Origin of the sequence: Providencia rettgeri (assembly GCF_013702265.1) — a bacterium.
In the GTDB taxonomy this organism is placed as follows: Bacteria; Pseudomonadota; Gammaproteobacteria; order Enterobacterales; family Enterobacteriaceae; genus Providencia; species Providencia zhijiangensis.
In genome coordinates this window covers 2,146,670-2,167,717 of record NZ_CP059348.1, presented here as the reverse complement: position 1 = coordinate 2,167,717, position 21,048 = coordinate 2,146,670, and the positions used below count along the sequence as shown (strand labels likewise).

19 protein-coding genes are annotated in these 21,048 nt (G+C 43.5%); 5 read left to right on the top strand and 14 right to left on the bottom strand.

What is annotated here, in order from left to right; translation table 11 throughout:
• Positions 1 to 109: 109 nt before the first annotated feature.
• From nth to H0913_RS09935, 8 genes are all read right to left on the bottom strand, one after another.
• Positions 110 to 751: an endonuclease III gene (gene nth, locus H0913_RS09970; protein ID WP_036956562.1), complete on the bottom strand. Its 642-nt coding sequence runs from the start codon at positions 749 to 751 to the stop codon at positions 110 to 112.
• A 19-nt stretch (positions 752 to 770) separates the two neighbouring features.
• Positions 771 to 1,487 (bottom strand): electron transport complex subunit E, encoded by a 717-nt coding sequence (locus tag H0913_RS09965; protein ID WP_132495987.1) that lies wholly within the window; start codon positions 1,485 to 1,487, stop codon positions 771 to 773.
• On the bottom strand, positions 1,487 to 2,116 hold the full coding sequence (rsxG, locus tag H0913_RS09960; RefSeq protein ID WP_036956566.1) for an electron transport complex subunit RsxG: 630 nt from the start codon (positions 2,114 to 2,116) through the stop codon (positions 1,487 to 1,489). Before rsxG ends, H0913_RS09965 begins: the two co-directional genes overlap by 1 nt.
• 9 nt (positions 2,117 to 2,125) lie before the next feature.
• Positions 2,126 to 3,205 carry an electron transport complex subunit RsxD gene (rsxD, locus tag H0913_RS09955; RefSeq protein ID WP_181477192.1) on the bottom strand — a complete coding sequence of 360 codons (1,080 nt, stop codon included), beginning with the start codon at positions 3,203 to 3,205 and terminating at the stop codon, positions 2,126 to 2,128.
• Positions 3,206 to 3,216: 11 nt separating this feature from the next.
• Positions 3,217 to 5,832 carry an electron transport complex subunit RsxC gene (rsxC, locus tag H0913_RS09950; protein ID WP_181477191.1) on the bottom strand — a complete coding sequence of 872 codons (2,616 nt, stop codon included), beginning with the start codon at positions 5,830 to 5,832 and terminating at the stop codon, positions 3,217 to 3,219.
• Positions 5,825 to 6,427 carry an electron transport complex subunit RsxB gene (gene rsxB / locus H0913_RS09945; protein WP_154603758.1) on the bottom strand — a complete coding sequence of 201 codons (603 nt, stop codon included), beginning with the start codon at positions 6,425 to 6,427 and terminating at the stop codon, positions 5,825 to 5,827. Before rsxB ends, rsxC begins: the two co-directional genes overlap by 8 nt.
• Positions 6,427 to 7,008: an electron transport complex subunit RsxA gene (gene rsxA / locus H0913_RS09940; protein WP_154603759.1), complete on the bottom strand. Its 582-nt coding sequence runs from the start codon at positions 7,006 to 7,008 to the stop codon at positions 6,427 to 6,429. The genes rsxB and rsxA overlap by 1 nt, the downstream gene beginning before the upstream one ends.
• Positions 7,009 to 7,095: 87 nt before the next feature.
• Positions 7,096 to 7,536: a DUF2569 domain-containing protein gene (locus H0913_RS09935; protein ID WP_154603760.1), complete on the bottom strand. Its 441-nt coding sequence runs from the start codon at positions 7,534 to 7,536 to the stop codon at positions 7,096 to 7,098.
• Positions 7,537 to 7,665: 129 nt separating this feature from the next.
• On the opposite strand from H0913_RS09935, the gene H0913_RS09930 reads away from it, so the two are divergent.
• Together H0913_RS09930 and H0913_RS09925 are read left to right on the top strand one after the other, a co-directional pair.
• Positions 7,666 to 8,709: an oxidoreductase gene (locus tag H0913_RS09930; RefSeq protein WP_154638443.1), complete on the top strand. Its 1,044-nt coding sequence runs from the start codon at positions 7,666 to 7,668 to the stop codon at positions 8,707 to 8,709.
• Positions 8,710 to 8,768: 59 nt separating this feature from the next.
• The gene (locus H0913_RS09925; protein ID WP_154599237.1) at positions 8,769 to 9,746 is read left to right on the top strand and encodes a bile acid:sodium symporter family protein; all 978 of its coding nucleotides are present in this window, start codon (positions 8,769 to 8,771) and stop codon (positions 9,744 to 9,746) included.
• A gap of 177 nt (positions 9,747 to 9,923) precedes the next feature.
• On the opposite strand, the gene add is transcribed toward H0913_RS09925, so the two are convergent.
• From add to manA, 3 genes are all read right to left on the bottom strand, one after another.
• Positions 9,924 to 10,925: an adenosine deaminase gene (gene add, locus H0913_RS09920; RefSeq protein ID WP_181477190.1), complete on the bottom strand. Its 1,002-nt coding sequence runs from the start codon at positions 10,923 to 10,925 to the stop codon at positions 9,924 to 9,926.
• Between the two features lie 149 nt (positions 10,926 to 11,074).
• Positions 11,075 to 12,715 (bottom strand): YdgA family protein, encoded by a 1,641-nt coding sequence (locus H0913_RS09915; RefSeq protein ID WP_181477189.1) that lies wholly within the window; start codon positions 12,713 to 12,715, stop codon positions 11,075 to 11,077.
• A gap of 109 nt (positions 12,716 to 12,824) precedes the next feature.
• Complete coding sequence (gene manA / locus H0913_RS09910) at positions 12,825 to 14,000, bottom strand: mannose-6-phosphate isomerase (RefSeq protein ID WP_181478738.1); 1,176 nt, start codon at positions 13,998 to 14,000, stop codon at positions 12,825 to 12,827.
• A 178-nt stretch (positions 14,001 to 14,178) separates the two neighbouring features.
• Here manA and fumC point away from each other — a divergent pair, with 178 nt between their 5' ends.
• Positions 14,179 to 15,576, top strand: coding sequence for a class II fumarate hydratase (fumC, locus tag H0913_RS09905; protein WP_036947899.1), 1,398 nt, complete (start codon positions 14,179 to 14,181; stop codon positions 15,574 to 15,576).
• A gap of 59 nt (positions 15,577 to 15,635) precedes the next feature.
• Here the strand turns inward: fumC and tus are convergent, their stop codons facing one another.
• The 3 genes from tus to H0913_RS09890 all read right to left on the bottom strand — a co-directional run bounded on the left by tus (position 15,636) and on the right by H0913_RS09890 (position 18,644).
• Positions 15,636 to 16,541: a DNA replication terminus site-binding protein gene (tus, locus tag H0913_RS09900; protein ID WP_181477188.1), complete on the bottom strand. Its 906-nt coding sequence runs from the start codon at positions 16,539 to 16,541 to the stop codon at positions 15,636 to 15,638.
• A gap of 153 nt (positions 16,542 to 16,694) precedes the next feature.
• Positions 16,695 to 17,267 (bottom strand): lytic polysaccharide monooxygenase, encoded by a 573-nt coding sequence (locus H0913_RS09895; RefSeq protein ID WP_181477187.1) that lies wholly within the window; start codon positions 17,265 to 17,267, stop codon positions 16,695 to 16,697.
• A 114-nt stretch (positions 17,268 to 17,381) separates the two neighbouring features.
• Positions 17,382 to 18,644 (bottom strand): MFS transporter, encoded by a 1,263-nt coding sequence (locus tag H0913_RS09890; RefSeq protein WP_154603765.1) that lies wholly within the window; start codon positions 18,642 to 18,644, stop codon positions 17,382 to 17,384.
• A gap of 112 nt (positions 18,645 to 18,756) precedes the next feature.
• On the opposite strand from H0913_RS09890, the gene H0913_RS09885 reads away from it, so the two are divergent.
• Entirely contained in the window at positions 18,757 to 19,662 is a 906-nt protein-coding gene (locus tag H0913_RS09885) for a LysR family transcriptional regulator (RefSeq protein WP_181477186.1), read from the top strand.
• Positions 19,663 to 19,781: 119 nt separating this feature from the next.
• Entirely contained in the window at positions 19,782 to 20,993 is a 1,212-nt protein-coding gene (locus H0913_RS09880) for an ROK family protein (RefSeq protein WP_181477185.1), read from the top strand.
• Positions 20,994 to 21,048: the final 55 nt, after the last annotated feature.

Genomic DNA, 21,048 nt, shown 5'->3' with positions numbered 1-21,048 from the left:
TTTGATGTTGAGTTTGGCTCTATTGTTGCGTAAGACAAAGTCTTAGAGCAAGAAAAAAATGCGAATGACTTTATAACTGTGTGGAAATTCGCATCTTGGGCTAAGTTGATTAATTTTCAGGGTAAATTTTATCTTTAAACTCACAAAGATCTTCAATGATGCAAGATCCACAGCGTGGTTTGCGGGCGATACATGTGTAACGACCATGGAGAATAAACCAGTGGTGGCAGTCGACTTTAAATTCAGCAGGAACCACTTTTAATAGTTTTTCTTCGACTTCCACAACATCTTTGCCGGGAGCAAACTTGGTGCGATTACACACGCGGAAGATATGGGTATCGACGGCAATGGTCGGCCAGCCAAATGCGGTATTGAGTACAACGTTTGCCGTTTTACGCCCAACACCCGGCAAGGCTTCTAATGCCTCGCGGTTTTCAGGGACTTGGCTATGATGTTTTTCAATCAGAATCTGACAGGTTTTATAGACGCTTTCGGCTTTAGTATTAAATAACCCAATGGTTTTAATATACTCTTTGATGCCATCAACGCCGAGGGCGACCATCTGCTCTGGCGTATTGGCGACTGGATAAAGTTTTGCCGTCGCTTTGTTGACGCTGACATCGGTGGCTTGTGCAGACAGCAGCACCGAAATTAGTAATTCAAAAGGGGAGCTAAATTCTAGCTCCGTTGTAGGATGAGGATTGTTATCGCGCAGGCGAGTGAGAATTTCGATTCGTTTAGTTTTATTCATTGCTCACAAAGCTTCAAATTTAAGAAATATGAGTGCCACAACCTTGTTCTTTTTGGTATTCACGAGCTGGTTGTTGACCTGATTTTAGCGCTGCGCGCTTTTTCATTTTTTCATCGATAAGGTATTTACCGGCTAGCATTAAGGCTAAGCCAATAAACGCGCCCGGTGGCAGCATAGCGAGTAAAAAAGGTGAGTCAAGGTGTAAGACTTCCACACGTAACGATTTCGCCCATGAACCTAACAGTAGATCCGCGCCATCGAACAAAGTGCCGTTACCAAGAATTTCACGCATAGCGCCGAGTACAAACAGTGCGGCTGTTGCTCCTAATCCCATCGCCAAACCATCGACGGCAGATAAAGGCACTGTGTTGCGAGAAGCATAAGCTTCAGCGCGTCCAATGACGATACAGTTTGTGACAATCAGCGGAATAAAGATCCCCAGCGATTCATACAAACCAAACGCATACGCGTTGATCAGCATTTGTACGGCACTCACCACGGAGGCGATAATCATCACATAAATAGGAATACGGATTTCAGCAGGAACCCAGCGACGAAATGCGGATACCGCGACGTTAGTGCAGACGAGAACGAGGGTCGTTGCTAGCCCCAGACCTAATGCGTTAGTCGCGGTTGATGATACTGCTAATAATGGGCATAAACCCAGTAGTTGTACCAATGCAGAGTTATTTTTCCATAACCCTTGTGCAAATAATTCTTTAGTTTCGCTACTCATTATTCATCCCCACAAATTGGGTAATTCGCTAATTCTTCCGGTACCGTTTGGATAAATGCAGCGGTACGTTTTGTGGCATTGACGACCGCACGAGGCGTGATCGTGGCGCCTGTAAATTGGTCAAAATCACCACCATCTTTTTTCACAGCCCAATGAGGGTCTTGTGCAGATTCTAACTTTTTGCCTGTAAAATGGGTGATCCAATCGGAAATACGGGTTTCGATTTTATCCCCAAGCCCCGGTGTTTCATGGTGTTCAGTGACTCGTACACCCAAAACATTGCCTTTAAAATCCGCACCGACTAACAAGTGGATCGCGCCGGAATAACCATCGGGAGCCGTGCTTTCTAAAGCGGCAGCAACAGGTTGACCATCCTTACGGGCTATATACAGGTGTCGAGGGAGTTTATTTCCCAGTATAGCTTCATTGGTGACCAGATAGCACTCTTTGGCGAGCTCATTGTCATATAAGGATTCAGGTACCACTTGGTCGAGCAATTTTTTCTGCACAATGGCGGCTTGCTCGGCAATGATATCTTTCGTTAGCGTATATACAGCAGCGCTCAGTGCAGTTGTACCCGCCGCGAACAGAGCCAAGATTGTGCCATGACGGCGCATTGTATTTAACATGCTGGCTCCTTACTTATGTCCATACGCGCGAGGTTGCGTATAGTGGTCGATTAACGGTACGGTGATATTGGCAAGTAAGACAGCAAAGGCCACAGCATCAGGATACCCGCCATAAACGCGGATCACCCACACTAAGAAGCCGATTAACACACCAAAAATAATTCGTCCTTTTGGTGTTGTTGATGCAGTGACTGGGTCGGTTGCAATAAAGAATGCGCCTAACATAGTCGCCCCTGACAATAATTGGATTAATGGTGGAGAATAGCGGCTATCGTCAATTAACCAGCTAACCACAGCGAGCAGGGCTAAGGTACCAATAAATGCTACGGGAATATGCCAGCTAATAATGCGACGACTTAACATAATTAATCCGCCTGCTAGATAGGCAAGGTTCACCCATTGCCAACCGATACCAGCTAAAGAACCTTGCAGGATTGGTTGCTGTAGTACATCGGAAATTGAATGAGTGAGTAAGCCCGTTTTAAAGCTATCTAACGGAGTCGCTTGGCTCATACCATCAATACCGGTACGTAATTGATCCAGAGTTATCCCTGTCGAGGTATGCCCGCTAAAGATCACCATCAAGCTATCAAAGCCAGAAATATGCAGCTGTTGCAATTCTTGAGGTGGCAACCAGTTGGTCATTTGCACTGGGAATGAAATCAGCAATACCACATAACCGACCATCGCAGGGTTAAATGGATTTTGCCCCAAGCCGCCGTAGCATTGCTTAGCAATAATAATGGCAAATACAGTGCCCAATACAATCAGCCACCAAGGTGATAATGGCGGTAAGCTCACACCCAGTAATAACGCGGTAACAATCGCGGAATTATCTTTCAAAACAGGTAACACTGGCTGCTGGCGTAAGCGGATGGAGATGGCTTCCGTTACTGCGGCTGTGACCATCGCAATGGCGATTTGGTATAAGGTTCCGACACCAAAAAAATAGGTTTGCACTGCAATACCAGGGATAGCTGCAAGCAGGACCCAAAACATGACTTGACTGGTGCTTTGGTTATCATGAGTAAATGGGGCGCTAGCAATTTTTAAACGGCGTGCTTTGCTATCAAGCGGTCTAAATTTCATCTGTTTATCACTTACTCTGTAGTGGTTTGTTCATTTGATTGCGGTTCTGTAGATCGCTGGGCAGCGGCTTTCTTTGCCTTAACTCGGGCAATGGCAGCAGCAACGGCAGCTTTGCGTGGGTCGACTTCCTCTGCGGATTCAACCGGAGTTTCAACAACAGGCTCTGAAGTCTGTTGCGCAGCCGTTTTCTTGGCTTTTGCGCGGGCAATCGCCGCAGCAACGGCAGCTTTGCGTGGGTCGACTTCCTCTGCGGATTCAACCGGAGTTTCAACAACAGGCTCTGAAGTCTGTTGCGCAGCCGTTTTCTTGGCTTTTGCGCGGGCAATCGCCGCAGCAACGGCAGCTTTGCGTGGGTCGACTTCCTCTGCGGATTCAACCGGAGTTTCAACAACAGGCTCTGAAGCTTGTTGTGCAGCGGCTTTCTTCGCTTTCGCACGGGCAATGGCAGCAGCAACGGCAGCTTTACGCGGATCAACTTCTTCAGCGGTTTCAACTGACGCTTCTACAACAGGCTCTGAAGCTTGTTGTGCAGCGGCTTTCTTCGCTTTCGCACGGGCAATGGCAGCAGCAACAGCGGCTTTGCGCGGATCAACTTCTTCAGCGGATTCAACCGGAGTTTCAACAACAGGCTCTGAAGTCTGTTGCGCAGCCGCTTTCTTGGCTTTTGCGCGGGCAATCGCCGCAGCAACAGCGGCTTTGCGCGGATCAACTTCTTCAGCGGCTTCAACTGGCGCTTCAACGGCAGGCTCTGAAGTCTGTTGCGCAGCGGCTTTCTTCGCTTTCGCACGGGCAATGGCAGCAGCAACGGCAGCTTTACGCGGATCAACTTCTTCAGCAGATTCAACCGAAGCTTCAACTACAGGTTCTGAAGTTTGTTGCTCAGCTGCTTTCTTGGCTTTTGCACGAGCAATTGCGGCAGCCACGGCGGCTTTGCGCGGGTCATCACCCTCAGCACCATCTGCAATAGCAGGGTTGTCAGATTGGGTTTGCTCTGCGACTTTTTGCGCCTGTTTAGCACGAGCTTGGGCTTTACGCGCTTCTCTTGCTGCAATAACGGCACTATTATCCGGCAATTCGCCCGAAATAATTTTTATTGGTTCAGAGGTTGATGCTTTCTTCGCTTTAACACGAGCCAGCGCCGCATTAACCGCATCTTTATCCGCAGTATCCACTTGAACCGCTGCTTTTTTATGGCGCTCTTCACGGGCAAGTTTTTCGCGTTCCATTCGTTGCTGTTTGGCTTCAAAACGTAGTTTCGCTTCTGCAGAACGACGTTCTTCTTGATCTATCTCGCGAATTTCAGCTTTTTCTTGACGATAGTATTGCACCAACGGAATATTACTTGGGCAAACATAAGCGCAAGCGCCACACTCAATACAGTCGAAGAGGTTATGTTTTTGCGCTTTTTCGTGTTCGTTGCCTTTACTGAACCAATATAATTGCTGGGGCAGTAATCCCGCAGGGCAGGCATCAACACATAAACCGCAACGAATACAGGCTTCTTCGACGGGCTTTTCACCCATTTCTTCTTGGGTAGGAACCAATAAACAGTTACAGATTTTCACCACCGGCACATTCAGATCCGGCAGTGTAAAGCCCATCAATGGGCCTCCCATAATCACCATTTGCTCATTTTCCGGTTCAAAACCGGATTGTTGAAGCAGATGCTTAACTGGAGTGCCTAAACGCGCCCAGAAGTTACCAGGTTGTTTAATTGCTTCGCCCGTCACTGTCACGACACGCTCAATCAGTGGTTGACCATCAATCACCGCGCGTTTAATAGCAACGACGGTACCGACGTTCTGCATTAGCACGCCAATTTGGGAAGAACGTGCGCCAGAAGGGACTTCTTTTCCGGTTAAGATTTTTGTGAGCTGTTTTGCGCCACCCGATGGATATTTGGTTGGGATCACGCGCACAAAAATCTGCGAGTCTGTAGGCGTCAGCGCACGTTTTAATGCCTTAATAGCTTCGGGTTTATTATCTTCAATACCAATCAGCACTTGGTCTGGATTGAGTAAATGTTGTAAAACGCGGCAACCTTCAATGACCTCTTGGGAATGCTCTTGCATTAAGCGGTCATCTGCAGTGATGTAGGGCTCACACTCAGCAGCATTGATAATCAATGTTTTAATGGCGTCTTTACCGCCTGCTAGTTTAGAGGCCGTTGGGAAACCTGCGCCCCCTAAACCTGCGATCCCTGATTGCTCAATCTTATTGAGTAAATCGGCGCGTGAAAGTTGTTGGAAATTAGGCTCGGGTTGCAAAGGTGCCCAAGTATCTAAACCATCAGATTTAATTTTGACGCACAGCTCTTTCAGCCCAGAAGGGTGAGCGGTAACCATCGGCTCAATGGCAACAATGGTTCCCGATGTTGAGGCGTGGACGGGGACTGTGCGACCCGTACCTTTGGTGAGCGGCTGCCCTTTAAGTACAGTATCACCAACTTTAACAATCAGTTCACCTTCAGGCCCTAAATGCTGTTGCAGCGGAATAATCAATTCGTCAGGGACGGAAGCGACTCGCATAGGCGTTTGGCTAGATTGCAATTTCATCTCTGGCGGATGAATGCCGCCATCGAAGTCCCAAACATTATCTTTTTTCAACCACTTAAATAAATTAAGCATGGGAACCCTCTTTAGCTGAAGAAAGAGGTGCATCCGTAATGTTTTTAACAGGAATGGTGTTTAAATCCCATTTCCAGTTAGCGGTTGTGGTTTTAACCGGTACCATTTCAATACAATCCGTAGGGCAAGGGGCTACACACAGGTCACAGCCTGTACACAAATCTTCAATCACGGTATGCATAGCGCGAGTGGCGCCCACAATGGCATCCACTGGGCAAGCTTGAATACATTTGGTGCAACCAATGCAGTTTTCTTCATCGATGACCGCTACTTTGCGAACGGGGTTTTGCGCCTCTTCATCGCCATCAATCGGTTGAGGGTCCACGTTCATCAATTCGGCTATTTTGAGCATCACTTGCTCGCCGCCAGGGGCGCATTTGTTAATCATCTCACCGTTATTGGCAACGGCTTCTGCGTAGGGACGGCACCCCGGATAACTGCATTGACCACACTGGCTTTGCGGTAAAATCGCATCCAGTTTTTCAACAATCGGGTCTTCTTCAACTTTAAAACGTAATGAGGCATAGCCTAAGATCAGACCAAAAATCAGCCCGAAAACGGCTAATATGCCAATCGCAATCCACAAAGACATCATTAGAATTTCACCAAACCACTAAAGCCCATAAATGCAAGGGACATTAACCCTGCCGTGATCAGGCCAATTGACGAACCTTTAAAAGGCGCTGGGACATTTGCGACAGCCAAACGCTCGCGGATCGCAGCGAAAAGCACCATCACAAAAGAGAATCCGACGGCGGCGCTAAAGCCATAGACCGCAGATTGCAAGAAATTATGGGATTGATTGATGTTTAATAAAGCCACCCCAAGAACTGCGCAGTTAGTGGTGATCAGCGGTAAAAAGATCCCCAATAAGCGGTATAACGTTGGGCTGGTTTTTCTCACAACCATTTCGGTAAATTGCACAACGACAGCAATCACAAGGATAAAGCTCAGTGTGCGCAAATAGACTAAATCTAGTGGGATTAAGATCAACGTATCGATTAGCCACGAACAAATAGAGGCGAGGGTCATAACGAACGTTGTCGCAAACCCCATCCCAATGGCAGTTTCTAGTTTTTTTGATACGCCCATAAATGGGCATAATCCCAAGAATTTAACGAGGACAAAGTTGTTGACTAACACTGTCCCAATAAAAAGTAGAAGATAGTCGGTCATTTCATAGCCTGAAGAGAGAAAAAAGCCCAAAAACTGACCGCAGTCAGTTTAACGGAGGCTATGATATCAAAGCTATTTTTGTGATGCTTATCGATCTTGTGTGAAAGTCATTTTCACACGTTTAGAAACTTTCATATATGGGACGAAAAAAGCAGCGCCTAAGAGTGGCCACGCAAGGATTTGTAAGGCTGTCTGGTCATCGATCGGGGAAAAGGCGAAGGTTTTTAGCCCGATTAACATTAATGCTAATAGCCAGATAGTAAAACGACGGGGGAAGTAGCGAGAGCGTTTAAACATCAATTGCGCTACATGTACGCTAAATAGTGACATAGCTAGGCTGATAGCGAATGACAAATACCACTGAGGAGTAATGAAACTACTCCAGCTTTCAACGGTGGTTACAATCTCATAAAACTTAATGCAGTACATCACGGTCATGCTGCAAGCAGCAAATAATGTCAGCAGTAAATAGCTAGCAGGGACTAATAGCCAGCCAGTAATGCGGTCTGCGTTATAAACAGAAGTCATAAATAAGGGATCCGTTATCACTAAATAATACAGATAAATAATAATCCTATCATAGATTTATTTGCTAATTGATTCATTCTGATGGTACTTTTTTAAAATAGCAAAATATGCCACTAATGTGAGGTCAACATGTCCAAGCCAATTAAAGTTGGGATTGTCGGGTACGGTTATGCCAGCAAAACTTTCCATGCCCCATTTTTAGCCATGTTAGAGGAGTTTGAACTAACCACAATCTCCAGTAGCGATGCGAGCAAAGTTCATGCCGACCATCCTAATGTTAAGGTAGTGGGCACACCAGAAGAGTTGTTCGCAGATGCTGAAATTGAACTGGTGGTGATCCCAACCCCTAATGACACTCACTACCCATTAGCCTGTAAAGCGCTAGCAGCGGGTAAGCATGTGGTGGTCGATAAGCCCTTTACACTCGATGTCAAAGAAGCCGAAGACCTTCAACAACGAGCTGAAAAAGCAGGTAAATTGTTGTCGGTTTACCATAATCGCCGCTGGGACTCGGGTTATCGTACCGTGAAAAAAATCCTGCAAGATGGTTGTTTAGGTGAGATTAAATATTATGAATCTCATTTTGACCGTTTTCGTCCCGTGGTTAGACAACGCTGGCGCGAAGCCAATATTCCAGGGGCAGGAATTTGGTACGATTTAGGGCCGCACGTTATTGACCAAGTCCTGCAATATTTTGGCAAGCCAAAAGCGATTACGGTGGATCTCGGTATTATTCGTCCGGGGGCGGAAGCGGTGGATTATTTCCATGCAATGCTGGATTACGCAGATAAAAAAGTGGTTCTACACTCAACGACGCTTGCCGCTGCGCCAATGCCAATCTATACCATTCATGGAATGAAGGGCAGTTACGTGAAATATGGTCTGGATACTCAAGAAGATGCGTTAAAAAGCGGCGCGATTCCGCAAGGAGAGCATTGGGGGGAAGATCCGAATCATGGTGTTGTGACCCTGTCACAAGGTGATGAAATGGTGACGAAGCCGTGGAACAATGAAAAAGGCAACTATGGCGGCTATTATGAAGCCATTTATGATGCTATCCGCCTCGGTAAGCCAAATCCTGTGACGCCAAGTGAAGCTATCGATATTATGAAACTGATTGAGGCAGGTATCCAATCAGCAAAAGAAAAACGTACCATCGAAAATATTTTCTAAGGTTCAACGTTGAAGATAAAGCCAGAGTGAAACCTGGCTTTTTATTTGTGGAAAATCGAATGAATTTATTAGCAAAACTCAAAATAGACTCTTTTCTGTTGATCATGATTGGCGTGGTTGTTATCGCCAGTATTTTCCCATGTGAAGGGGAAGTTAAAACCGTTTTTCAGCACTTGACCACAGCGGCAATCGCGCTACTGTTTTTTATGCATGGCGCTAAATTATCCAGAGAATCTATTGTTGCAGGGATGGGGCACTGGCGGCTTCATTTACTGGTATTTGCCAGTACTTTTATTCTCTTTCCCATTATTGGTATTGCGTTACGTTTCATGGTGCCTCATTGGATGTCACCGACGGTATACATGGGATTCCTTTATTTATGTGCGTTGCCAGCAACCGTGCAGTCAGCGATTGCATTTACCTCGGTAGCAGGGGGCAACGTTGCTGCTGCGATTTGTAGTGCTTCGGCATCCAGTATTTTAGGGGTTTTCCTCTCACCGGTTTTGGTGGGAGTACTCATGGATACCGATGGTAGCCAAGCCATGGACACTCTGAACGCAATTGGCTCTATTATGTTGCAATTAATGGTGCCGTTTATTGTTGGCCATTTGTGTCGTCCGTTAATTGCTAACTGGATTAATCGCCATAAACGATTGGTGAATACCACTGACCGCTCATCGATTCTTCTGGTGGTTTACGTGGCGTTCAGTGAAGCGGTAGTGGAGGGGATCTGGCAAACTATCGATGCTTATTCATTGTTTATCATTACATTAGTTTCTTGCGTGGTGTTAGTGGTGGTAATGGTGATTAACGTGATGTCAGCGCGCCTTCTTGGATTTAGCAAGGAAGATGAAATTACCATCTTGTTCTGTGGCTCGAAAAAGAGTTTAGCGAACGGCGTGCCGATGGCGAACGTTTTATTCCCAGCGGCAACAGTGGGGATTATTTTGCTGCCATTAATGATTTTCCATCAAATTCAATTGATGGTGTGTGCGGTGATAGCCCAGAAATATGCCAAACGATTAGAAAAACAATAATTAGCATGATTAGGCAGCGATAGCTGCCTCTATCAATACATCAGTTTAGTTACAACATACTAATGGGTTTATTACTATAAATAAGTTAGCAACAGAGAAAACTTGAAATATCGAAAGGTTAACAAGGGCAGAGAAGCGTTCTGCCCTAGGATTGGTTATAGGCGGTTATAACGGGGATTATCGGCTGGCTGCTTTACGCATTAATGCAGCTTTTTCGCTGTCGGAAAGGAATGCCATGGTTAAACCATTACGTTGAGCTTGCTCAATTTCAGACTGTGTTAGGCCCGCTTGCGGTGCAGCCACATTATATTCGTATGGCAGCTCAATACCTTGAACAGCAGGGTCATCGGTATTAATGGATGCTAATACACCGTGGGATAAAAATGCTTTCAATGGGTGCTGAGCTAGTGAAGGAACGGTGCTGGTTTGAATGTTTGAAGTTAAACAGCTTTCAATCCCAATATTATTCTTGGCTAAAAACTCAATCAGTTCAGGATCTTCAATGGCTTTTACGCCATGACCAATACGTTGAGCGCCTAAATGCTTGATCGCATGCCAAATACTGGCTGCGCCCGCGGCTTCACCAGCATGAACGGTAATATTGAGTCCAGTATTACGTGCTTTGGTAAAATGCTCTTCAAATAGGGCGCCTGGGAATCCTAACTCATCACCCGCTAAATCGAGAGCGCACAGTTTATCTCGATGAGCGAGAAGGCCGTCTAATTCAATAGCACAAGCTTGCTGTCCAAATGTACGGCTTAAAATACCAATCAGATTGACTTGGATATCATATTGGCGACAACCAGCGGCAATACCATCAATCACTGCGCCGACAACACCCTCAACAGGAAGCTGGTGCTTCATGGCCATATAGTAAGGGGAGAAACGCAATTCAGCATAATCGATGCCTGCGTTGAACGCATCTTCCACGTTTTCAAATGCGACGCGCTTACAAGCATCTAAATCCGCGAGGACAGCAACACCCCAGTCCAGTTTAGTCAAAAAGCCCACTAAATCGGCTTCTTGTCCCATAATTTGAACGTGAGGGCGTAATGCTTCAATTTCATCGGCTGGAAGCTGAATATGATGTTGTTGTGCAAGGGAAAGAATGGTTTCAGGGCGAATATTGCCATCAAGGTGGCGATGTAAATCCGTGAGTGGGAGTTGTTTGTTTATCACAATAAATGATCCTTATAGATATATTGCCTCCATTTTGTCTGTAATTGAGTAAAAATCAATGAAAAAGAGGGTGATAAAAAGAAAAACGCCAGTCTGTGTGACTGGCGTTTACTTGATTTATCTTAAGGAAAAATCATCTTAAGAATCAATTACTGTGCAGATGGCGCTTCTGCTGGTTGTTCTGCTTCAATTGCAGGTTCTGCAACTTCTGCACCATCAGCTGGTTGAGCTTCTTCTTCGTAACCCATTTCATCTTCTGCGCCCGGCATCATTTTCATCTTAGTTAAGAATTCAGCTAAGGTATATTTGTCGTCGTTGAAGGTCAGGTCGTTACCAGAGAATTTAACAGTCATGGTTAAATCGTTTTCACTGTCGATCATCCAAGGGTGTTTTTTCTCTTTTGCTTTTTCTGCGCGTTGTTCATCAGTCATGAACATTTCTTCGAACGGGTTAGAGAACATATCTGCTGTCAGCATTTGTTGAACGCCTGCGAACTCTTCAGAAACTTGTTCTTGAACCGCTTTCTTGTCTTCTGCTGATACTGCTACGCCGCCATCTAAGATCATCGCTTGAGTCATTGACTCAATGATCATTGGCTTGTTCAGTTTCATGCTGAAGTCAAAAGAAGTGATCAGTTGCTTGAACGCTTCATCCACTTTGTTTTGCATCGCTAACGCAGTGATTTCGTCTTGATTCCACTTGTTGAATGTGATGCTCAGGTCGATAGAACTTTGACCAGCATCGTTTTTCCAGTAGAACGGGCTCATAGTGAATACAGGCTTGCTCTTCATCAGCTCTGGCAGAGTGGTGGTCATCATCTGCATTGCGATTTTTTCGCTAACTTCACCTGGGTTGCCTGTTGCTAAGCCATCAGCCAGTGCTTGGTTGTATTGCTCAACAAACTTGCCTAATGCTTTCGCATCTAATTTTTCGATAGCAACAGTCAGCTCACCAGAACCTAAGTTTTGCTCTAACGCTTTCACATCGCTGATTTTGTAAGAAATGTTACCTTTAACATCATCACCGTTGATAGAAGTATCACTTGAAACGTCTAAGTTTTTGAACGAGAACTTAGTCTCAGGGATGCTAACATCAGTATCTGCGATCACGAAAGATTGAGTACCAGTATAGAAGCCGTGCTGAGATTTCGTTACGTTAGAAACCAGCTTCAGGCCTTTCATAGTGATAGAGCCTTCTTCCTTGGTGCTGCTAATGACTAAGCTATCAGTCACTAAAGATGCATCAACGGTGCTTAAGTCAGAACCGGTTGCGATATCAAATTTAGCACCACTGAAAGAGAACTTACCGTCATCTTTTGTGTATTCGAGAGGGATCAGCTCAATGCTAGAATCCACGTTTTTGCTGTAGCCGATAACTGCAGAACCATGCATGAATGGCTTGCCTTTAGTCGCTTCAAACAGCTCTTTAGTCACTTTAGTGTTCGCTAATTCAACATTTACTGCACCCAATTTTGGCATCAGGTTGAATTTAGCCACTTGAGATAATGGCAGCGGACCGTGTGAGATATCCGCTTTAAAGACGATGTTTTCGTCAGCAGAAGTGGTTGAAGTAATGACGATGTCAGCTTGAGAAGAGAACACACCACGTTTATAGTTCTCTAATTTAAAGACAACATCAGCACTTGGATCGTTAGCGGTGATAAACGCATTGGAATTCGTAATCACTTTATTCAGTTCAGCTTCAACTTTTGAACCTGTGTACCATGATGCGCCAGTCCATACTGCGCCCAGAGCAACGATAACACCTACCGCAACTAATGACTTTTTCATTATCAACATCCATCCTTTCAGTACGTACAAAACGTACTTATGTAAAAATAATATAAGTTTTTATTACCCGTTTGGCTGTGTGTACCAACGGCTAAATACAGAATACGACCTAAAAATTAAATACTTGGGCTAATTGACCATTTCCTTTAATAGAAATGTTATCTTCATAAGCAGGTAAGAAAACAGATTCACCAGAATTCATGTTTATTTCTTGATTACCTGATCGCAATACTAACTTACCTTCAATACAGAACAAAATTGAAGCAACATGGTTAGTTATGGATACCCCCGAGCAGTCAATAGAATATATATTAAATGAAAAATCTTCTACTGGGATCTTATATTTCCAGACATTTCCAGATTTTTCGGGGATATTGAACAAATCCTCAGCTTTAATTGATTTAAAATCAATATTATCAACCAATTCTTGAACATCGATATGTTTACTGGTCAATCCCGCTCGTAAGACGTTATCTGAATTAGCCATTACTTCTAACCCAACACCTTCTAAATAGGCGTGAGGGGTTCTAGCGGCTAAAAACATGGCGTCACCTGGTTGTAATTCAACGATATTTAGCATTAAAGGTGTAAATAAACCATTATCGTCTGGATACAAGTTCACCATTTGTTTAATTGAATTCCAAGGCTCTCCTTGTTTGCTATTCAGTGCGGCTTTTAATACCCCTATAGCAAGATCTTTTTGCTCGCCTGTCAGATTAAGAATCTGTGCAAATAGTTTTTTAAGTCGTTCTTCACTTGGTGTTTGGACAAATAGTTGAATTTCAGGGTGAGCGGCTGCAATAAAGCTGAATAATTCGACAATTTCATCTATAGGACGAAATGCATTCATTGCTTTAAAAGACGTTAAAGCATAAATCAGCTCTGGTTTATGATTATCATCTTTATAATTACGGATAGGGGAATCTAACGGGATCCCTTGTGCATTTTCTTTAGTGAATCCTATTTCTGCATCATGTTTATTAGGATGAACCTGAACAGATAGCGGTTGCGCAGCACACAGTACTTTAAATAAATAAGGCAGGCGGCCAAAGTGCTCGGCAATATGTTTACTCAGTATTTTCTCTGGGTTTTCGTTAATGAATGCGTTTAACGAGATTTTCTGATGTGTTAAGGGGGATATGACCTCAGAACTGGCTTTGGGGTGAGCGCCCATCCAAAGTTCAGCCATAGGTAAATTATCCGGATTAGGATAACCATACAGTTCATTGAGGGCCGTTTTACTTCCCCAATCATAGTGTTGGATTTGGTTAATCATTTTTAGCATATCAAATCTCTCTTTTTGCAAAAATCAACTAATTTCCTTTTTACTACAGCACAATAAGCTCGACCAAGTCTCATAATTGAAATTCAATTTGTGGCATTATACTGCTCGGTTATTTGCTTACCTGCAAGCAGATGATTCTAAAATTAATTATTCTGAATATGTACCTAAGGAGCTAGTAATGGCAGCCACTCGCATTGAAAAAGACTCAATGGGACCAATTGAAGTACCTGCTGACCACTTGTGGGGCGCGCAAACGCAGCGTTCTTTAGAACATTTCCGTATCTCTGTAGAGAAAATGCCTGTTGCTCTGATCCACGCATTAGCCGTTACTAAAAAAGCGGCCGCAAGCGTGAACATGGATTTAGGTTTACTGCCAAAAGATCGCGGTGATGCGATTATCGCTGCGGCAGACGAAGTCCTTGCTGGCAAGCATCCAACAGAATTCCCTCTCGCTATCTGGCAAACTGGTTCTGGTACTCAAAGTAACATGAACATGAATGAGGTACTTGCTAACCGTGGTAGCGAAATCCTCGGCGGACAGCGCGGTAACGACCGTCTGATCCACCCAAATGACGATGTTAACAAGAGCCAAAGCTCTAACGACGTCTTCCCAACAGCAATGCACGTAGCGGCCGTTGTCGCGATGCGTGAGCATTTGCTGCCAGAACTGAAAGTTCTGCATAAAACCCTCGATGCGAAAGCAAAAGAATTCAAAGACATTGTTAAGATCGGTCGTACGCATTTACAAGATGCAACGCCATTAACATTGGGTCAGGAAATTTCAGGCTGGGCGGCGATGTTAGCCCATAATGAAAAACATATTGAAAATGCAGTGCCACATGTTTGTGAGCTTGCATTAGGTGGTACGGCTGTTGGTACAGGGCTGAATACTCACCCTGAATATGCGGTTCGTGTTGCGAAAAAAATCGCTGAATTAACTGGCCAACCGTTTGTGACGTCACCGAACAAATTTGAAGCATTAGCAACCTGTGATGCATTAGTTCACGCACACGGTGCATTAAAAGGCTTAGCAGCTTCTTTAATGAAGATTGCTAACGATGTTAGATGGTTAGCATCAGGTCCTCGTTGTGGTATCGGCGAAATTTCGATTCCTGAAAACGAACCAGGCAGCTCAATCATGCCAGGCAAAGTTAACCCGACACAGTGCGAAGCATTAACCATGCTGTGTGCTCAAGTTATGGGTAACGATGTTGCAGTTAACATTGGTGGTGCTTCTGGTAACTTTGAATTGAACGTATTCCGTCCAATGGTTATCGATAATTTCTTACAATCTATCCGTTTATTAGCTGATGGTATGCGTAGCTTCAACGAACACTGTGCGGAAGGTATCGAACCAAACCGTGAGCGTATCGAGAAATTACTGCACGAATCTCTGATGCTGGTGACTGCGCTAAATACCCATATCGGCTACGACAAAGCAGCTGAAATCGCGAAAAAAGCGCACAAAGAAGGCCTGACTCTGAAAGAATCTGCTCTGAAATTGAACTACTTAACTGAAGCTCAATTTGATGAATGGGTTCGTCCAGAAGATATGGTTGGCAGCATGAAATCGTAATTATCTTTATCTAAGATAAGGTTTTCGGCCCCTGAACTAGAAATAGAGCAGGGGCTTTTTTATCGCTCTATATACAGGTTTAAGCGTGGTATCAGTAATTCAACTGGCTTAGCTTTTGGGCGATTACGCAGTGCGATACTATCTTGATGATAATCCGCCAGCTCCCCTAGTTTTATGTCACTCAATGCTTTATCAACAGCAAAAACCAATATCGGCGTGGCACAAGGATATTGAGTCTGTTTCTGTGTTTCTTTGTCCCAAACTCGGGCGATAGGTTGAACTTTTACCGGACGCTGTGTTTTTAGAATGCAATCATGGGGAAGGGAGCGAACTAACTGGATCTCAGTTTCTAACTGTAACTGCCAATGTTCGCGCTGTAAATGAGCCGGTGTTCTTCCGCTTTCTAAACTGGCTTGCAAACGGTTGAGCATCTCTTCTTGAGTTACTTTATTGATCACTTTCTTATTTGCCCACCCAAAACGAATGGTATCGGGGTCGACAACAGCGGTGAGGGTTCTATAGGTATTCAGCGTAAGTAGCCCATGCAAGCTTTCTCTTATAAATTCAAAACGATGAGCATCATCAACATGGGTCACTATCTGCTTTATGTCTATTTTTAATTGGTTGATATCAGAAATTAACTGCTGAAATTGTTTATATTCGGTATAAGAGGGAGCTAAACAAATCGCGCCAGGCAAACGTATCGCGGTTTTATTGCTAACTAATTCTGATTTTTTATGAATAAACAATAGCTTAAATAGCTCTGTTGTTTGGATGATTGCATCGTGTCCCGTATGTTTATCTACAAAGATAGAATTGACTTCATTGTTTTCATTCCCTTTAAGGGTTTCCGGTAAACTAAATACAGCCGCATGGATATCTTTTTGCGCCTGAAGCAATTGGCATAGCCGATTAATATTCGACTCTAATAGATTGAATGAACTAATTAACTGTTGTTTGGACATTTGATGTATTCAACTCTATGTTTAGTTACAACATTCTCTGCTTTATAAAACAAAAGTAGCATTAACATCCGTGTTTATCAACTAGCTTAATCAGGAAATTAAGGGATAGCGAAGTAGGGTATTATACTATCCCATCATGGAATTTTCTTGCTGTTATTTCTTATAATCAACTTCTATATCAATAACTTGATAAAATGCATTAGCCGTGTCATCTATCGTCCAAACACTTAAAACAACATGATAACCTTGATAATTTTGAGGGAGCCTGCAATTGTGTTGCACTAAACTCGCCGGTGTCTCTACTTTTTCGTATTTGCAAAATGGTGTTAATTCAAATTGCGCTCGAGTTAATGGCTCACTTGAGTTCCAATCTTTCCGCGTAATAAAATATTCCCATTTCGTTGTTTTATGGATAGCAGTTAAGCGCCAGAAAAAATCAAAATCGGGAGATTCTATAAACATGCGAGTCCAACGAAAAGGTTGCTGAACATCGAGAGGCGAAAAAGCCGCAATACCTGCACTGGCAATTTTGCCGTCATTCGGCCCTTTTCGAGGAAAACCTTTCAATCCTTCAACCGATTGAGGTTCATACTGGACAGCGCCACAGTTTTTATTGGTTTGTAATTTACACAGGTAGGCTCGGCTTGCGGGATACTCGATATAGCCATGAGGCAGGGCAAAGTAGCTATAGCAGAGTAATAAAGGAAATAATAATAATTTTTTCATTGAAGATCCTCATCATTGATTAATTTATATATTTTCTATTAACCATGATGAGGATGTGAATTCTAACCTTTAGCAGCAGTTAACTTATTGGATTATTCGGTAATTTATAAGTCACTAACATTTGGTTTTTAACTTATATGCGATACCTACGCCGGCCAGTAGAAGCGCCGCAATAAATAACGCGACGCCATTCCAGCCATATGCCGACCAGAAAAAACCGCCCAATGTACCGGCTATACTGGAACCCGCATAATAGCTAAACAAATAGAGGGACGATGCTTGTCCTCTTGCCCGTTTAGCGCGACGTCCCACCCAGCTACTTGCAACGGAATGCCCGGCGAAGAATCCGGTAGTCAATACTGTCATGCCTAATAAAATGACCCAAATATTACTGTGTAACGTCAAAATTACGCCGATTAACATCATCGCAATGGCTGCAATTAAAATTCGCCCAAAACCATGTTTCTGGGTCAAGCTCCCTGTTTTCGTCGCACTGTAAGTTCCTGTTAAATAAATAACAGATAAGAATCCCACGACAGACTGACTAAAATTATAAGGTGATTCAAGTAAGCGATATCCAATGTAGTTATACATGGTGACGAAACCGCCCATCAAGATAAAGCCCTCAACAAATAACCAGGGCAAACCCGTATCACGTAGATGTAAATGTAAGTTAACCCAAAGGTTTTTAGGTTTCAGAGAGCTTGCACGAAAGTGTTGGGATGGTGGTAATAAACGCCAGAATCCAATCGCCGCCAACAACGCCAATGAGCCTAAAATAACAACTGCGACTCGCCATGAATAAAAGTCGGCAATTACCCCAGTCATTAAGCGTCCACTCATTCCTCCGATAGAGTTACCACTGATATATAAACCCATCGACAGTGCAACATAGCTCGGATGTATTTCTTCGCTCAAATAGGTCATGGCGACGGCCGCTACACCACTAAGCGATAACCCCACTAATGCGCGAGCGATCAAAATCCCTTGCCAGCTTTCCATTATTGAACTCATTAACGTAAAGAGTGCAGCACACGTCAGGGAAATGACCATCACATTTTTACGACCAATTGCATCGGAAATAGGGCCGGTGATCAATAACCCCAATGCCATTAATCCCGTACTTAAGGAGAGTGATAAACTGGCAGTCGCCGGGGAAATATTAAAGTCCGCGGACAACATTGGCAGAATAGGTTGTACAAAGTACAGCAACGCAAATGTTGCAAAACCCACAGTAAAAAATGACAGCGTTACACGCAGATACAGCGCATCATCCCGTTGAATATAGTGTTTTTTCGGGGCTGCATTGGTCAAGGTTTTGGTTTGTTTTCCTTGGAGAGATTGGCTCGTTGAGAGGCTATTTGACTGCTGTTCCATGTAAATTCCTTGACGACTAGACGGACTTGATTTCGTTCAAAGAATAGAAACTTTCTATTTTTTTGTCTAATATATTAATAATACATAATGATACATTTAAAATATCAATCAGATGAACATCGAATTACGCCACCTACGTTATTTTATTGCTGTTGCCGAAGAGCTACATTTTGGACGTGCGGCTGAGCGCTTGCACATGTCTCAGCCACCATTAAGCCAGCAGATCCAAGCTCTTGAAGAGATGGTAAATGCCAAATTATTAGAGCGCAATAACCGCAATGTCGCCTTAACGCCAGCCGGTGCCATGTTTCTCAAAGAAGCCTACCAAATTTTAGGACAGGTCGATGCGGCAGCGACCAAAGCGGCTCGGATGGAAAAAGGGGAGCTTGGCGAACTGTCTATTGGCTTTACGTCCACAACGCCATTTATGCATAAAGTCACTATGAGCCTGCGCCAATACCGAGAAGCATACCCTGATGTTTCCATTCATATGCATCAAATGAATACGAAGCAGCAAATCCCGCCTTTAGTGACTGGGCGCATAGACATTGGCATCATGCGCAATACAATATTGCCTGAACAATTGGACTATCAATTATTATTCAGAGAGCCTTTCATGGTTGCTGTTTATGAAGGGCATCCTTTACTGGCTTTCGAAGAAAGTGGGGTCGATATTAAGCAGCTTGCGGCTTACCCGTTAGTTTTCTTTGAGCGGGAAGTGGGTACGGCGCTGTATGATGAGATTAACCAATTATTAGCCTCTGAAGGGGTGGTTCCTACTATTTCCCAAGAAGCGGGGGAAGCTATGACCATTCTAGGCTTAGTGTCTGCTGGAATGGGAATTTCTATCATCACTGAATCCTTTACACGAATGAAGATTGACGGCGTGAGATATCTAAAACTCGCGAATATTCAAGCTACTTCAGAGGTCTGGTTAGTCTACAATACGCGACGAACGCCACCTGCTGCAGCCAAAAAACTGACTGAGTTACTGCTGCACAATATTGTGGATATATAAGGCGTAGAATTTGAAATGATTAACGAGATTTGTATCACGTTTTATATGTAAATGTAGCCGCATTTTCATTTGTATCAGGCATAATCAATCATAATTTATAACGATTTCTGAGTGTTAAGATGATAAACCAAACGGGGAATACCGACCAAATAAAGCAATTAAATACTGGGCTTGTGTACCGAATTATTGCACAGCATGGTCCTATTTCCCGTATTGCGTTATCAAAACAGTCTCAATTGGCCCCAGCGAGTATCACCAAAATTACCCGTGAACTGATGGATGCTCACTTGATACAGGAACGTGAATTTCCAGTATTAGGGTTAAGAGGGCGTCCAGCTGTTGGGTTAGTCATTGAAAGTGAAGGTTGGCAATTTTTAGCCATTCGAATTGAACAACAACACGCCATCATTTCGTTAAAAGAAATTAATGCTAAAACCCTCACAGAAAAAAGCTATCCTTTTGATGTAAAAGGCAATCAACAATTTAGTGATCGGTTATCGGAACTGATTGGTCTATTTTTCGAAGAAAACGCATCTCACTTAGAAAGAGTCACGGCGATCAGTATCTTATTAGATGGTCTCTTAGACTCTTATTCTGGGGTTATTCATAGGTTGCCTGACTACCATGTTCACCAACTGGATATCGGTGAATTGCTAACAGAAAAAACAGGTCTGCCCGTCTATCTTCACCCTACTGTTAATGCCCTGGCTATCGGCGACCACCTCAAATATTCAGAGTCTCGTCCACAAAAAAATATTATTTATCTACAAATTCAAGATGTGGTTAATATCGCGGTGCTGAATCACGGTTATTCTTTGGATGCAATAACACATCAACCTATATTATTTGCGCATACTCAAACTGATTCAGAAAGGCCACAATCTTGCTATTGTGGAGGAAAGGGCTGCTTAGAAACTAAGATATCCATTCCTGCAATTGTTCAGCAAGCAAGGGAATTACTTGCAGATTATCCTGCATCCATTTTGCATAAAGAGAGCATCGATATTAATACAATTAATCGAGGTGTAATAGAAAATGATCCATTATGTATTTTATTACTCGATATAACAGCCCAGCGCCTTGCTTATCCATTAGCAATGATGATTAATTTATTTGGAACCGAATTGATTTTAGTTAATTCTGCTTTAACTGATGAGCAAAATTACTGGCTTACTCGTCTACAATATTTTATCTCTTTATATGGGAACCCGCTTTACAGTAATAAATTAATGCTTGATAAATCAACGATTTCAATTAAAGAAAGTGAAACGGCATTAATTCAGAATGCACTTTATGATGGCTCACTGTTGTTGCAATTACTGCAAGGCTAATACAATTTGATAAACTTCTCACTATCTTACACAAAATTGAGCTAACGCAAACTTA